Origin of the sequence: Micromonospora sp. ALFpr18c (assembly GCF_008868155.1) — a bacterium.
Classification (GTDB): Bacteria; Actinomycetota; Actinomycetes; order Mycobacteriales; family Micromonosporaceae; genus Micromonospora.
In genome coordinates, this window is the sequence record NZ_WBKR01000057.1 from 1 (window position 1) to 14,056 (window position 14,056).

Sequence of the window (14,056 nt, forward strand, 5' to 3'; positions counted from 1 at the left end):
CGGTCAGGAGTTTGGTGCAGAAGCCGGTCACCTGCTGACGACCGCCGGCCGCGGTGATCAGGGCGGACAAGCCCGGGCTGTCCAGGGCGCGGCCGGGGTTTTCCCTGCTGGTGGCCTGGTACGCGCGGCACAGGCCCGGCAGAGCTTGGGACTCCGGGGCCGGCGGCAGCGGCCTCGACGGCGCGGCCGTGCCGGGGGTGGGCCGGTTGTCGGTGACCGGTGGGTTCGCGGCGGACGCGTCGGTGGACGCCGGTGCGGTGGGCGCGGGCCGATGCGGCGGCCGGGGTGCCGTGCCGGTCGCGGCGGCCAACGCCACCCCGCCGACGGCGGTGAGCGCCAGGGCGGCCACGGTGGTCCGGCCACCGAACCGGGCGAGCGTGTGGGACCGGCGCACGGCCCGCCGAGGCGCTGCCGGCGTGACCTGGGCGCGGCGAAAGCCCTGCATGGCGAGGCCCTCGCCAGCCAACTCGTCGGGGCGCGGCGCGGCACGCACCGCGCTCAGCAGCAGCACGACCGGGCGCGGGCCGGTCGACGGGTCGACGATGCCGCCGCCGAGCAGCCGCTCGGCGGTCTCCTGATCCATCCGGTCTGCGTTCATCTCGTGTCCCTCAGCGCCACCCACCTGCGCGATGTCACATCCGCCCTGGCGAGGGCGGGAGGCGGGCGAGGGGCCGGGGCACCCGGCGAACGCGGGCCGGCTCAGCCCATGGTCTTGGCGCCGTCGACCGCCTCACGCAGGATGTCGGCGTGGCCGGCGTGCTGGGACGTCTCGGCGATGAGGTGCAGCAGCACCCGGCGGACCGTCCAGCTCGCCCCCGGCTCGAACCAGGGCGCCACCGGCAGCGGGTGCGCCGCGTCCAGATCGAGGGTGCCGATCAGCTCGTCGGTGTGCGCCGCCACCTCCTGGAAACGCTCGACCAGGCCGGCCAGGGTCTCGCCCGGCGCCATCCGGAACTGGCCGACCCAGTCGATCTCGTCGCGTTGCATCGCCTCGGCGCCGCCGACGGCGAAGAGCATCCACCGCTGCTCGGTGCCGGCGACGTGCTTGATGAGGCCGCCGAGGCAGAGCTCGCTGACGGTGCTGCGGGTGGCGGCCTGCTCGTCGGTGAGCCCGTCGACGGTCTGCAGGAGGAAGCCCCGGTGCCGGCGCAGCGTCTGCAGCAGGTCGGCCCGCTCCCCGGTGAGCTGCTCGGTGCTGGTCATGGTGTCGCCCCTCCGTCGAAGACCGGTCGGCGCCAGCCTAGGACCGGACACCGACACTTTCCGGTCCGACACGACGGCGGCGCGGGCCGCCAGCGGTTGCCGATCGGCGCGCGGGACTGTCCACTGAATGACATGGGTGTGATCAAGGTGGGCACGTCGTCCTGGGCCGACCAGTCGTTGCTGCGCTCCGGCTGGTGCCCGCGCTCGGCCAACACGCCGGCCGGCCGGCTGGCCTTCTACGCCGGCCGGTTCCCGCTGGTGGAGGTGGACACCTCCTACTACGCCGTCCCGGTGCCGGAGACCACCCAGGGCTGGGTCGACGCGACGCCCGACGATTTCACCTTCGACGTCAAGGCGTTCAGCCTCTTCACCGGTCACCCGACGCCGATCGCCGCGCTGCCCCGGGACCTGCGGCCGGCCGCCGGCCCCAGCCGGATCCGCCGCCGCGATCTGCCAGAGCAGGCGTACGACGAGTTGTGGGCCCGTTTCCGGGCGGCGCTGGACCCGATCGCGGCCGCCGGCAAGCTGGGCGCGGTGCTGTTGCAGTTCCCGCCATGGCTGGTCCGCGGTGCCGCCGCCGAGCGCCGCACCGTGGAGTTGGCGCAGCGCTGCCGGCCGTGGCGGGTGGCGGTGGAGTTGCGGCACGGGTCCTGGTTCGACGGTGCCTCCGCAGCCGAGACCCTGGACCTGCTGCGCGCGCACGACCTCTCACTGGTCTGCGTCGACATGCCGCAGGGGCATCCGTCGTCGGTGCCGCCGATCCTGACGATGACCGCGGAGCCGGCGATCGTCCGGTTCCACGGTCACAGCGACGCGTGGCGCGACGGCGACAAGCAGGACAAGTTCCGCTACGCGTACGCCGATTCGGAGCTGCGGGACTGGGCCGGGCGGTTGGCCGAGATGGCCGACCGGGTCGACGACCTGCACGTGCTGTTCAACAACTGCTGCGCCGGGCAGGCTCAGCGCGACGCCACCCGGCTGGCGCAGCTGCTCGCCGAGGCCATGTTCGCCGATTCGCGGGTGCCCGCCGGGCCGCGTGGACCGGTCGACGGCCAGGCCGTACCGGCGCGGGCCACGTCGAGGAGCTGACGGCGTGCTGCCCACGTGCCATCCGTCGAGCCGGGGCAGGCGGGCAGCGCGGTGTTCAGGAGCGTCGGCCCCGGCTGCGCAGCGCGTCCTGGGTCCGATCGTCGACGTCCGCCTCGTCGGGAAAGGTCCGGCCGCTGGGCGCCGGATCCGGTGGCGCGCCCGGTCCGGCCATCGTGGTCCGGGTCGGCTCGACCGAACCGAAGCCGTGCCGACCGGCTGAACCGTAGTCCCCGGCCGGGGCGCCCGCGCGCCGCTCACCGCGCCGTCCCTCGGGTACCGCCGTCTCTTCGCTGCCCTCGTCCATCGGTGAGTCGTCGCCGGCGCCCCAGGGTGCGTCGGCGTCGAAATCGTCGCCGGTGCCCCACGGGTTGACCGCCTCCGGTTCCGGCCGGTCACCGCCGCCACTGCTGCGTCCCTCGTGTGCCGTCATGGCCACCTCGCTCGTCGGTCCGCCGCTGCCGGCGGACGGATTGCCCGTCCCGGGCCGGTCCCGCCCGCTCGGTACGCGGTACGCCGTGGCGGGCGCGCAGGGCCGGCCGGTGCCCCGCCGTCGACGGTCCGGCGGGACTCCGGCCGGCCCGACGCTCAGCGCCCGGCCATCGCCATCTGCCGCTTGCCGACGCTCATGCCCATCTTGGCCATGCCGATCGGCGCGCTGCGCATCCCGCCGGTGCGGCTGAGGATCCCCCGCAGCACCTGCCCGGGCTTCTGCTGCTCACCCATGTACGCGGTGACCACGACCAGCGACCCGGTCAGCGCCGGAATCGCCCACTGGAGCAACTTCATCTGTCGTTGCGAGGAGGCGACGCTGGCCGGGGTCTGGTGATTGGGCTCGGTGGCCCCGTTCACCGGTGGGCTGCCCGCCTTCTCCAGGCGCATGCCGACCAACCGGCTGTAACCGGTGACGGCGAGCGCGCCGATCGTCAACGCCGTCTTGAGGGCACTGGCCTTACCGACCCCACGTTGGGCCGCCACCCGAGGGCTTTCCGTCACCAGTTCGCCGACCGCACCGGCCAGGTGCGCGCCGATCGCTGCCGCGTTGACCGGGGTCCACTTCGACCATCCGGCCGACGCGATCGGGAGTCGCTGGGTCGAGTCGTTGATTTTCGCCGCTGCGCCGTTGACGCCGAAGGCACCCATGAGGGAGCCGCCGAACCAGGCCGCCAGACCCAGATCGTGCATCGAGCGCAGTGCGGTGTGTCGTTCGGACATGTGATCCCCTTCCGCCGTGTCGGGCGCTGCGGCTTACCCGCCGCCCGGGTGGCTAACCCCCGTCGCCCGTCTGCCGATCCGCGTCGCACCGGCACGACGGGGACATCCGGGCATCGCGGTCCCGGATCGCCGCCGGGAGGAGTCGTCCGCCCGGTGGCGGGTAGATCCGTCGGACGCTGACGGAGAGGGGAACGGAATGTCGCAGCCGGATGAGGTACGCGAGAAGACCCCCAAGACCGACGCGGTGCTCATGCACCCGGGCAACGATCCGCACCGGAACACCGCGGAGGTCGCGCCGCGTAAGGACCACGCGGAGATTCAGGTGGAGCGCGACGACGAACTGGTGCCGTTGGAGCGGGACGAGTGAACGGACCGGCCGGGCGTGCGGCCCGGCCGGTCCGGATCAGCGGGGTGGCAGGCCGGCGGCGAAAGGGGCGATCCGCCCCGCCAGGGGCGCACTGGCCCGGACCCACGTGAAGTGGTCAAGTGCCCCACCGGGCTGCGCCACCGTGTACCGCTCCCGGGCCACCGCCGCCCCGGTGAGCTTCGCGCAGAGGTGATCCATGGTCTCGTGCGGTGTGTACTGGTCGTCGTCGACGCTGACCGCCAGCATCGGCGTCCGTACCGCCCGCACCGCCGCTTCGGTGTCCGTGCCGTCGAGCTGGGGGAATCGGCCGGTCCGGGCGGTGTGCGCCCAGTCCCGGATGACCCCGCGCGCCTGCCGGCCGCCGAAGCCCCCAGCCCGGCCAGACGCCGAGCAGCGCCGCGGTGGCGGCGATTCCCTGGGTGTACGGCAGGACGCCGACGCCGCGCAGGCCCGGATACGCGCGCCAGTAGGGGATGCCGACCGCGACCAGGACCAGCCCGTGCACGTCGTCACCGCCGTGCACGGCGAGGTGCAGCAGGGCGGCCTGCCCGCCCAGTGAGTGGCCGAGCAGCAGTCGGGTGCGGCCGTCCAACCGTGGCTTGAGGGCGGCCAGGACGGCACCGATGTCGCCGGCCAGCTCGGTGTAGCCGTGCCGGTCGGCGCGACTCGGCGCGGGGGTGCTCGTCCCGGTGCCGCGCAGGTCGGCGACGATCACGGCCAGCCCCGCGGCGCGCAGCGCGGCGGCGAACGGACGGTAGTAGCGGGCGCGTACCCCCATCGCCGGCCAGATGAGCACCATCGGCGCGCCGGGAGGTCCGGCCGGCTCGGGGTACACCTGCACACCGAGTCGGGCGCCGTCGACGTCGACGAACTCCTGCGCGTACTCCGGTTCCCCGTTCACCGGCTCAGCGTACGGCCCGATGTTACCGACGGGTAGTCATCCGGCTGGACACGACGGAGGCCCCCCGCCGGCTGGCGGGGCCTCCGGTGGCGCGGCCGGTCAGGAGACGGAGATCGTCCCATTGCCGGCGCGGACACACGAGACCGCGCGGGCGGCGGTGACGGCGGCGCCGGCCAGGCACTGGCCGAGCACCTGGTGCCCGGTGGCGTTCGGGTGCCACGACTCCTGGCAGGTCTGGAAGTAGCTGACGCAGGTGTTGGCGATCCGCTGGATGGCGATCTTGTCCTTGCCGGACAGGCTGGTCACGAAGGTGCCGTTGGCGCCGTCCTGCAGGCGGATCGGGGTGGCCAGCGCGCCGGTCGGGCTGCTCGTCGTCTCGCAGCGCCGCGCGCCGTCGAAGGCCCGCTGCACGTTGAGATAGACCAGGTCGTCCGCGGGGAACTCGGCGGCCAGGGTGTCCCGGGTGGACTGCACGATGCCGCCCAGGCCCTGGGAGAAGCGGTGTCCGGGCGCGAGGCTGGCCCGGTGGATCGGGCAGCCGGCCGCGTACCGCTCGGCGCCGAGGTCGCGGAACTTGTCCCGGGTGTCGTCGCGGCCGTCCTCCTCGTGGAACACCGGGTTCAGGTCCAAGGGCAGCGGGTTGGTGTAGTCCTGGAACACGACCCGGTGCTGCCCGTCCGCGTCCACCTGGTCGAGGGTGGTGAGGATCTGGCGTACGGCGGCGGTGGTCTCCGCGGTGGCGGCGCTGAGCTGCGCGGCGGTGGCCAGGTCGGCGTCGCTGCACGGCTTCTGTTCGACCGGCCCGTTCAGGTACGCCCAGAACTCCCACCAGCCGGTCCAGGCGTCGGCGATGAACCGGTTGGCGCACGTCTCCGCGACGCTGCCGAAGGTGAACGAGCTGTTGTTGGAGCCCAGGCCGATCAGCACCAGGTCGATGTCCTGGGTCTGCGCGACGGCGCGGAGCTGGTCGAGCTGGGCGGCCACGGTACGGCCCTTGGCCCGTGCCTGCGAGGCGTTGGCGATGTCGTGTGGCTGGCCGCCGGAGCAGGCCAGGTTGAACCGGTTCTGGATGCCCGGGAGGTTCGCCTGGTTCAGCGACGCGTTCGCCGAACGGTGGCAGAAGTACGCGTTGTTGTTCGGCGCCGTCCAGCCGGGGAAGCCCTGGGCGACGCCGTTGACGTCGACCACCTGGGTGTACGCCCCGGCGCCCTCGCCGCTGATGAAGCTGTCGCCGAGCGCCACCGCGGCGGTGGGCAGCGCGGCGGTCGCGGGGGACGGCAGCGCGACGGCCGTGGACAGTGCGGCCGTGACGATCGTGAGTGCCGCGGCGAGCGCGGCACGGCGGAACCTGGGCATGGGGCTCCCATCCATCGAAAGATGAAAGATTCTCTGAGAGCGCGATCAGATCACCCTCGTGCAACGGGCGTCAATGGCCCGTAACAGAATCGTTCGATGAAAGACACGCCTGCCCCGGCGCCTCGCCGTCCGCGCCGGTGTGTGGACCCGCTCAGCGCCCGCGGCGCCCCAGCACGGCCGCGCCGACGGCGTTCAGACCGACACCCCAGATCAGCAGTACGCACAGCCACTGCGCCCACCGCAGCACGCTCATCTCGCCGGAGAGCAGGTTGCGGACGCTGCCGAGCGGGGTGAGCCACGGCTGCGCCGGGCGGAGGGCGTCCACCGCGCCCAGCAGCCCGAACAGGCCCAACGGCAGGACGATGGTGGCGAGGAACGCGACCACCGTCGACCGCAGCAGCAGACCCAGCCCGGTGCCGACCAGACCGGCGACGATCTGCACCAGCACGCTGCCCACCGCGACCGTCCCGGCGTGCCGCCACGGTTCGTCGGCGACGGCGGCCGGGGTGAGCGCCAGCGTCGCGGCGCAGATCAGCACCCCCACGACGCCGATCACGACGGCCGGCAGCAGCACCGCGAGCACCGTGGGGGCGACCCCGACGGCGGTGGGCGCCCGTCGCAGGTCGTGCACGAGCAGGATGCCGAAGAGCGGCGTCAGGACCGATGTCAGGCTCTGGACCGTGTCGGAGAGTGCGGCGAACGTCCGGTCGGCGGGAGCCGCGGCGGTCACCAGTGCCACGGCGCAGAGCAGCCCCGCCAGCAGCGTGCCCGCGAGCAGCCATCGCCGGGCCGGCGTCCCGAGGGAGCGCCGCAGGGCGTCGCGTGTCGTCTCATGCACCGTCGATCGCCTCCGGCCGGTTGGTCGTACCCCGCTCTGGTCGTTGATCTGCTCGACCCGGACCGGAGTGAACCCGGGCGCCAACTCCCACGCTCGACCGGCCGTGATCATGGCTGAGCGTACCGACGACGGTGCCTGGGCGTGGTCCCGTGATCACCGGCCGGCTGTTTCGTGGCTCACGTTCGGGGGCTGCCGCGCGGCGGGTCGCGTAGGTCCTCCGGGAGTTGTCCTAGCCTCGGGCTAGGCTCGCTGCGGCGCGCCACGCCGGCTGATGTCGCCGGTGACCGGCAGCACACCGCCGAGACCGGGGAGTACGACCAGTTGACCGCAGAGCCTGACACCCTGTATGGGGCCGATGACCTCACCCACCTTGAGGGGCTGGACGCTGTCCGCAAGCGGCCCGGCATGTACATCGGTTCCACCGACAGCCGTGGCGTGGGTCACCTCGTCAACGAGATCCTCGACAACTCCACCGACGAGGGTGTCGCCGGTCACGCCAGCCACGTCGAGGTGATCCTGCACGCCGACGGTTCGGTGCAGGTCGACGACGACGGCCGGGGCATCCCCACCGACGTGCACGCCAAGTCCGGCATCTCCGGCGTCGAGCTGGTGCTGACCCGGCTGCACGCCGGCGGCAAGTTCGGCGGCTCCGGCTACAAGACCTCCGGCGGCCTGCACGGCGTCGGCGCGTCCGCGGTCAACGCCCTGTCCCGCCGCTTCGACGTGACCGTCCGCCGGGCCGGCAAGATCCACGCGATGTCCTTCCGGCACGGCGTCCCGGGCATCTTCGACGGCGACGGGCCGGACGCGCCCTTCACCGCCGGCCCCGGGCTCCAGGTGATCGGCGCCATGAAGCGCGGCCAGCGCACCGGCACCTCGATCCGCTGGTGGCACGACGCGCGCTACTTCGAGACCGGCGCGGCGCTCGACGTCGACGCGGTCCGGATGAAGCTGCGCAACACCGCGTTCCTGGTCCCCGGCGTGACGTACCTGCTGCGCGACCTGACCGGCGAGGCGCCCGCCGAGGAGAAGTTCCACTACCCCAACGGGCTCAGCGACATGGTGGAGTTCCTCGCCCCGGCCGGCGACCGGCCGGTCTCCGGCATTCTCCTGGTCAACGGTGAGGGGACGTACCGGGAGAACGCCGCCGACGCCAACGGTGTCATGCAGTCCAACGTGCAGCGTCGCGCCGAGGTCGAGGTGGCGTTCCGGTGGGGCACGGGCTACGAGCGCACCGTCGAGTGCTTCACCAACACGATCCGCAACGCGCACGGCGGCGCCCACCGCAAGGGCTTCGAGCGGGCTCTGGTCCGCACCCTCGCCGACGCGGTCCGCAACACCCGCGGCCTGCTCAAGGCCAAGGAGGAGCCGCCCACCCTGGACGACGTCCTGGAGGGGATGACGGCCGTGGTGCACGTGCGGATCCCCGAGCCGCAGTTCACCTCGCAGACCAAGGACGAGCTGTCCACCACCGGCATCACCAAGGTGCTCCAGACTCTCGTCGACGCGCACGTCAAGGCGTGGCTGGAGGACCGGCGCACCAAGGCCGAGGCGCGCACCGTCCTGCAGAAGATCGTCGACGCGGCGCGGGTGCGGCTCACCCAGAAGCAGCAGAAGGACGCGGCCCGGCGCAAGACCGCCCTGGAGGGCGCGTCCATGCCGCCCAAGCTGGTCGACTGCCGGGCCACCGGCATCGACCGCAGCGAGCTGTTCATCGTCGAGGGTGACAGCGCCCTCGGCACGAGCCGGATGGCCCGCTCCTCGGAATACCAGGCGCTGCTGCCGATCCGGGGCAAGATTCTGAACGTGCAGAAGGCCAACCTCCAGCAGGTTCTGGACAATGCCGAGTGCGCGGCGATCGTCCAAGTCCTCGGGGCCGGCTCGGGGCGCACGTTCGACCTGTCCGCGCTGCGCTACGGCCGAGTGCTGATCATGGCCGACGCCGACGTGGACGGCGCCCACATCCGTACCCTGCTGATAACCCTCTTCGCCCGCTACATGCGACCGTTGATCGAGGCGGGTCGGCTATACGCCGCGATGCCGCCCCTGCACAAGATCACCACCAAGGGGCGTAACCCGCAGACCGTCTACACCTACACCCAGGTCGAGATGGAGACGACGGTTCGCAAGCTGGAGAAGGCCGGCAAGCAGATCGTCACGCCCATCCCACGCTTCAAGGGTCTCGGTGAGATGGACGCCGACGAGCTGTGGGACACCACGATGAACCCGGCCACCCGCGCCGTCCGCCGGATCACCCTCGACGACGTGGACGCCGCCGAGCGCATCCTCGAACTGTTGATGGGCGAAAAGGTCGAGCCGCGCCGCAACTGGCTGATCGACTCCGCCGACCGGGTCGATCGGGAGGCGATCGACGCATGACCGCCCGTTCCGTTCCAGTTCCCGTTCCAGTTCCAGTGGAGAGCTGAGTCATGGCACGCCGTAAGGAAAACAAGGTCGATCTCTCCTCGTTCGACCAGGCCGGCGCGCGGGTCTTCGACAATCCGCTGGTCACCGAGGTCTCCGACTCCTACCTGGAGTACGCCTTCTCGGTCATCCACTCCCGTGCCCTGCCCGACGCCCGCGACGGCCTCAAGCCCGTGCACCGGCGCATCCTCTGGTCGATGTACGAGCAGGGCTACCGCCCGGATCGCGGGCACGTGAAGTCCGCCCGAATTGTCGGGGACTGCTTCGTTGCCGGCACGCTGGTCTCCACGCCTGATGGCCTGCGGCCGATCGAGGAGGTCGAGGTCGGAGACCTCGTGCTGGACGGTGAGGGCGCTTCGGTCCCGGTCACCGCTGTGTATCGAAACCCGACCTCTGACCTTGTTCGAGTGACCTGGAGCAATGGGCACACGATGCTCGTCACCCCGGGCCAACGCTTCCGGGTGGTCGCGAACGACCTCTCGGTGCAGTGGGCCGAGGCTCGGGATCTCGCGGGACGCCTTGCGCTGGCCTATGGGAGCCACCGTAGCGAGGTGTCGACGCCACCTGGCGACGTCTACGACTACGTGCGCGGGCTGCTGGTAGCCGAGGGCTTCCCGGTCGACCGGAACCGTGCGGCGGACGGTCGGGTTCGCATCCACATGTGTGACATCGAACCGCTCGATGTCGCTCACGGCTGGGCTATCGCCAGTGGGGTGAACGTCTCCCGCGGAAAGCGTGAGGCCACCAATCCCCGTCATCGTGATCAGCACATCCTGACGTTCAGCCGGCACGAAGGGCTGTTGGAGGCTACCGAGCCACTCAGCCGCGACAAGTACGTACCACGCAACATCATGAGCGACCGGTCAGCGTGGGCACCGTTCCTCGCCGGCTTCTTCGACGGTGACGGCTACGTCCGCAAGCGGTTCCGAGAGGTGGTCTTCGTCAGCACCGGCAAACTCCTGGTCCGGCAGATCTACGCCATGCTTGCCGACCTGGGTTTGCACGGGCACTACTGGACCAGCGGTCTTCGTTCTGATGGAAACCCTCTTCACGGGCTCTCCATATCCGGGCGAGACGCTGCGGTCCTCGCGCGGATGCTGCTGCCGTGGGTGCGGATCGGCTACAAGCACGATGGCCTGCAACGGGTTGCGAACATCGACTACCAGTACAGCGGCAAGCAAGGCAATGACCGGTTGCCGTACGCCTCGGTGATGGCGGAATTCACCGCAGCGCATCAGGGCGGTGGATGGTTCCGGGATCAGGCCGGACAGGCGTTTCGTGCCTCGCTCTCGGCGAGCGGTGGCCCGAAGGTGCGGTATGGCGAAGACCGCAATGGCGTCCCGCTCGCGGACCGATCGTTCCAGTTGGAGCGGGCGGTACGAGACGGCTGGATCGACAAACTCCGCCGCATCGGCTCACCGCTCGCTGCTCGTCTCGACGCGTTGGTCGGCAGTTCGTTCCTGCGGGTCACCTCGGTTGAGGCGGTTCCGCCCGACGTCACTTACGACATCCAGGTCGGCAGTGACGAGCACGCGTTCGTCGCCGAGGGCTATGTCGTTCACAACTGCATGGGTAAGTACCATCCGCACGGCGACACGGCGATCTACGACGCGATGGTCCGCCTCGCGCAGGACTTCTCCCTCAACGTGCCACTCATCGACGGGCATGGAAATTTTGGTTCCCCAGATGATGGTCCGGCAGCCTCGCGTTACACCGAAGCACGGATGTCCCGCGAGGCCATGCTGCTCGTCGGGGAGCTGGGCGAGGACACCGTCGACGTCGAGCCCAACTACGACGGGTCGCTGACCCAGCCGACCGTGCTGCCGGCCGCGTTCCCCAACCTGCTGGTCAACGGCGCGTCCGGGATCGCGGTCGGGATGGCCACCAACATGATCCCGCACAACCTCGGCGAGGTCGTGCAGGCGGCCCGTTGGCTGATCAACCACCCGGACGCCACTCTGGACAAACTCATGGAGTTCGTCCCCGGCCCCGACCTGCCCACCGGTGGGGTGCTGCTCGGCCTCGACGAGGTGCGCCGGGCGTACGAGACCGGGCGCGGCGTGGTGCGGATGCGCGGCAAGGTGGAGATCGGCCCGATCGAGGGCAGCCGGGGCCGCCAGGCGATCACCGTGGTCGAGCTGCCCTACGGCGTCGGCGCGGAGAAGGTCATCGCCGCGATCACCAACGAGGTCACCAAGACCAAGCGGCTGACCGGCATCGCGGACGTCAAGGACCTCACCGACCGGGAGAGCGGCACCCGGCTGGTCATCGAGTGCAAGGTGGGCGTCAACCCGCAGGCGCTGCTCGCCGACCTGTACCGGCTGACCCCGCTGGAGCAGTCGTTCGGCGTCAACAACCTGGTCCTGGTGGACGGGCAGCCGCGCACCCTCGGGTTGAAGGCGCTGCTGGAGGTCTTCCTGGCCCACCGCTACGAGGTGGTCACCCGCCGCACCTCGTACCGTCGGCGCAAGCGGCAGGAGCGGCTGCACCTGGTCGACGGCCTGCTGATCGCGTTGCTGGACATCGACGAGGTGGTCCGGCTGATCCGGGGCAGCGACGACGCGCAGGCCGCGAAGGACGGGCTGATGAGTCGGTTCGGCCTCTCCGACATCCAGGCCACCTACATCCTGGACACACCGCTGCGCCGGCTGACCAAGTTCGACCGGATCGAGCTGGAGGCCGAGCAGGAACGGCTGCGCACCGAGATCGCCGAGCTGAGCACGATCCTCGACGACGAGCGGGTGCTCCGGAAGGTGGTCTCCGACGAGCTGGCGGCCGTGGGCAAGCAGTTCGGCAGCGAGCGGCGTACGACGCTTGTCGACGGTGACCTGAAGGAGGTGCTGGCCGCGTCCGCGCCGGCCGGCCCGCTGGAGGTGGCCGACGACCCGTGCCAGGTGATCCTCTCCGCGACCGGGCTGGTCGCCCGGACCGCGGCCGAGTCGGAGGAGAGCGCCGAGGGGCGCCGGCGCAACGGCCGGGTCAAACACGACACGGTACGCGCGATCGTGCACTCCACCGCCCGTGGTCGGGTGCTGCTGATGACCAGCGCCGGCCGGGCGTTCAAGGTCGACGTCCTGCCGCTGCCGGTGCTGCCCGAGCAGGCCGGCACGGTGTCGTTGCGCGGAGGCATGTCGGCCGCCGAGCTGGTGCCGTTGGAGGCGGGGGAGACGGTGGTCGGTCTGGCCCCGCTCGGCGGGCCGGCGGAGGGCTCGCCGGGGCTGGCGTTGGGCACCCGGCAGGGCGTGGTCAAGATCTGCTCGCCGGAGTGGCCGGTGCGTTCCGACGAGTTTGAGGTGATCGGCCTGCGCGACGGTGACGAGGTGGTCGGGGCGACCTGGCTGACCGACGGTGCCGAGACGTTGACGTTCGTGTCCTCGGAGGCGTCGCTGTTGCGGTTCCCCGCCGGGCTGGTCCGCCCTCAGGGCCTCAAGGGCGGCGGCATGGCCGGCATCAACCTGCCGGCCGGAGCGCACGTCGTGTTCTTCGGGGCGGTGCGCACCGACGACCCGGGTCACGGCGAGCCGATGGTGGTCACCTCGACCGGAGCGACGGTGAAGGTGACGCCCTTCAAGGCGTACCCCTCGAAGGGTCGGGCGACCGGCGGCGTGCGCGCGCACCGGTTCCTCAAGGGTGAGACGGACGTGGCGGTCGCCTGGGTGGGGCCGCGCCCGGTCGGCGCGACCGGCACCGGCGACCCGGTGGAGCTGCCCGCGGCGGACCCGCGCCGCGACGGCTCCGGCTTCGCGGTGATGCTCGGCCCGACGGTGGTCGGCCACGTCATCGAACGCGACTGACCCCCCGGCGTGCCCGGCGCGCGCTATCCGCGCCCGGCGCGCGCACGGCCCCAAGATCCGCGCAACTTCGAGGAAGTTGCTGCTTGCGGGATGCCGCAGGCAGCACTTTCCCTGAAGTTGGGCGGATCCTGTCGGTGATCTGCCCGCCGCTCGGGGCCGCACCGTGGTGCTGCTGGGGCACGAGGCGACCGGTATTCCGCCCGAGGCGCTCGACCAGGTGGACGCGGCGCTAGGCGACGTTGATGGGGCGGAACTGGACGCTCACCCTCGGGCCTACCGGGCGCGTGGTCTTGGGGACAGCATGTTCCCAGGTGCGTTGGCAGGAGCCGCCCATCACGATCAGGTCGCCGTGGCCCACCGGGAAGCGCAGGCTCTCGCCGCCCCCGCGTGGGCGCAGCAGCAGTGGTCGGGGTGCGCCGAAGGAGACGATCGCGACGATGGTGTCGGTGTGCGCCGACCGGCCGATGGTGTCGCCGTGCCAGGCCACGCTGTCGCGCCCGGACCGGTAGAGGCACAGGCCGGCGGTGACGAAGGGTTCGCCCAGCTCGGGGGCGTAGTGCCGGGTCAGCGTCGCGCGTGCCTCGGTGAGCACGGGGTGGGGGAGCTGCCGGTCGGCGCCGTACCAGCAGAGCAGGCGGGGCACGTCGACCTCGCTGTCGTACATGGTGCGTCGTTCGGCGCGCCAGGGCACCTCGGTGAGCAGGGTGTCGAGGACCGTGTCGGAGCCGCGCACCCAGCCGGGGAGGTGGTCGACCCAGGCGCCCCGGCTGAGCTGGTGCCGGCGGATCTGGCCGGGCAGTGGCCCCAGGGTCGGCCCGGCGTCGGCCAGGTCGAGCATCGACGGCTGGTAGGCGACCTGCGTCATGCGGCCA

At 71.6% G+C, this 14,056-nt stretch carries 12 protein-coding genes and 2 pseudogenes; 6 read left to right on the top strand and 8 right to left on the bottom strand.

Annotated elements, in window-relative coordinates; genetic code table 11:
* Positions 1–598: hypothetical protein (locus F8271_RS13065; RefSeq protein ID WP_151489959.1), on the bottom strand; the 598-nt coding region annotated here is incomplete at its 3' end.
* Between the two features lie 101 nt (positions 599–699).
* Entirely contained in the window at positions 700–1,203 is a 504-nt protein-coding gene (locus F8271_RS13070) for a DinB family protein (RefSeq protein ID WP_151489960.1), read from the bottom strand.
* A gap of 132 nt (positions 1,204–1,335) precedes the next feature.
* Between F8271_RS13070 and F8271_RS13075 the strand changes: the two genes are divergently transcribed.
* On the top strand, positions 1,336–2,292 hold the full coding sequence (locus F8271_RS13075) for a DUF72 domain-containing protein (protein WP_151489961.1): 957 nt from the start codon (positions 1,336–1,338) through the stop codon (positions 2,290–2,292).
* 55 nt (positions 2,293–2,347) lie between these two features.
* Here the strand turns inward: F8271_RS13075 and F8271_RS13080 are convergent, their stop codons facing one another.
* Together F8271_RS13080 and F8271_RS13085 are read right to left on the bottom strand one after the other, a co-directional pair.
* Positions 2,348–2,722: a hypothetical protein gene (locus F8271_RS13080; protein ID WP_151489962.1), complete on the bottom strand. Its 375-nt coding sequence runs from the start codon at positions 2,720–2,722 to the stop codon at positions 2,348–2,350.
* A 155-nt stretch (positions 2,723–2,877) separates the two neighbouring features.
* The gene (locus F8271_RS13085) at positions 2,878–3,504 is read right to left on the bottom strand and encodes a hypothetical protein (protein ID WP_151489963.1); all 627 of its coding nucleotides are present in this window, start codon (positions 3,502–3,504) and stop codon (positions 2,878–2,880) included.
* A 196-nt stretch (positions 3,505–3,700) separates the two neighbouring features.
* On the opposite strand from F8271_RS13085, the gene F8271_RS32365 reads away from it, so the two are divergent.
* Entirely contained in the window at positions 3,701–3,871 is a 171-nt protein-coding gene (locus tag F8271_RS32365) for a hypothetical protein (protein ID WP_192580269.1), read from the top strand.
* Positions 3,872–3,986: 115 nt separating this feature from the next.
* Here the strand turns inward: F8271_RS32365 and F8271_RS13090 are convergent, their stop codons facing one another.
* From F8271_RS13090 to F8271_RS13100, 3 genes are all read right to left on the bottom strand, one after another.
* Positions 3,987–4,772: an alpha/beta fold hydrolase gene (locus F8271_RS13090; RefSeq protein ID WP_225854496.1), complete on the bottom strand. Its 786-nt coding sequence runs from the start codon at positions 4,770–4,772 to the stop codon at positions 3,987–3,989.
* A 99-nt stretch (positions 4,773–4,871) separates the two neighbouring features.
* Positions 4,872–6,128: a hypothetical protein gene (locus tag F8271_RS13095; RefSeq protein WP_151489964.1), complete on the bottom strand. Its 1,257-nt coding sequence runs from the start codon at positions 6,126–6,128 to the stop codon at positions 4,872–4,874.
* 151 nt (positions 6,129–6,279) lie between these two features.
* Positions 6,280–6,966 (bottom strand): hypothetical protein, encoded by a 687-nt coding sequence (locus F8271_RS13100; protein WP_151489965.1) that lies wholly within the window; start codon positions 6,964–6,966, stop codon positions 6,280–6,282.
* 321 nt (positions 6,967–7,287) lie between these two features.
* On the opposite strand from F8271_RS13100, the gene F8271_RS13105 reads away from it, so the two are divergent.
* The 4 genes and pseudogenes from F8271_RS13105 (at position 7,288) to F8271_RS13110 (ending at position 13,184) form a co-directional block, all read left to right on the top strand.
* A complete protein-coding gene (locus tag F8271_RS13105) occupies positions 7,288–9,345 on the top strand; it encodes a type IIA DNA topoisomerase subunit B (protein WP_151489966.1) in 2,058 nt (685 codons plus the stop codon).
* A gap of 50 nt (positions 9,346–9,395) precedes the next feature.
* Positions 9,396–9,650, top strand: a pseudogene (locus tag F8271_RS34160) (DNA gyrase subunit A); the annotation flags it as partial.
* Between the two features lie 171 nt (positions 9,651–9,821).
* Positions 9,822–10,457, top strand: a pseudogene (locus F8271_RS34165) (LAGLIDADG family homing endonuclease); the annotation flags it as partial.
* A gap of 144 nt (positions 10,458–10,601) precedes the next feature.
* The gene (locus tag F8271_RS13110; RefSeq protein WP_357949633.1) at positions 10,602–13,184 is read left to right on the top strand and encodes a DNA topoisomerase (ATP-hydrolyzing); all 2,583 of its coding nucleotides are present in this window, start codon (positions 10,602–10,604) and stop codon (positions 13,182–13,184) included.
* A gap of 229 nt (positions 13,185–13,413) precedes the next feature.
* On the opposite strand, the gene F8271_RS13120 is transcribed toward F8271_RS13110, so the two are convergent.
* Positions 13,414–14,049 carry an alpha-ketoglutarate-dependent dioxygenase AlkB gene (locus F8271_RS13120; RefSeq protein WP_151489968.1) on the bottom strand — a complete coding sequence of 212 codons (636 nt, stop codon included), beginning with the start codon at positions 14,047–14,049 and terminating at the stop codon, positions 13,414–13,416.
* Positions 14,050–14,056: the final 7 nt, after the last annotated feature.

Excerpts from the sequence above, each read along its gene's own strand:
- F8271_RS13070 (WP_151489960.1), bottom strand. The coding sequence starts at position 1,203 with ATGACCAGCACCGAGCAGCTCACCGGGGAGCGGGCCGACCTGCTGCAG.
- F8271_RS13075 (WP_151489961.1), top strand. The coding sequence starts at position 1,336 with ATGGGTGTGATCAAGGTGGGCACGTCGTCCTGGGCCGACCAGTCGTTG.
- F8271_RS13080 (WP_151489962.1), bottom strand. The coding sequence starts at position 2,722 with ATGACGGCACACGAGGGACGCAGCAGTGGCGGCGGTGACCGGCCGGAA.
- F8271_RS13085 (WP_151489963.1), bottom strand. The coding sequence starts at position 3,504 with ATGTCCGAACGACACACCGCACTGCGCTCGATGCACGATCTGGGTCTG.
- F8271_RS32365 (WP_192580269.1), top strand. The coding sequence starts at position 3,701 with ATGTCGCAGCCGGATGAGGTACGCGAGAAGACCCCCAAGACCGACGCG.
- F8271_RS13095 (WP_151489964.1), bottom strand. The coding sequence starts at position 6,128 with ATGCCCAGGTTCCGCCGTGCCGCGCTCGCCGCGGCACTCACGATCGTC.
- F8271_RS13110 (WP_357949633.1), top strand. The coding sequence starts at position 10,602 with ATGGCGGAATTCACCGCAGCGCATCAGGGCGGTGGATGGTTCCGGGAT.
- F8271_RS13120 (WP_151489968.1), bottom strand. The coding sequence starts at position 14,049 with ATGACGCAGGTCGCCTACCAGCCGTCGATGCTCGACCTGGCCGACGCC.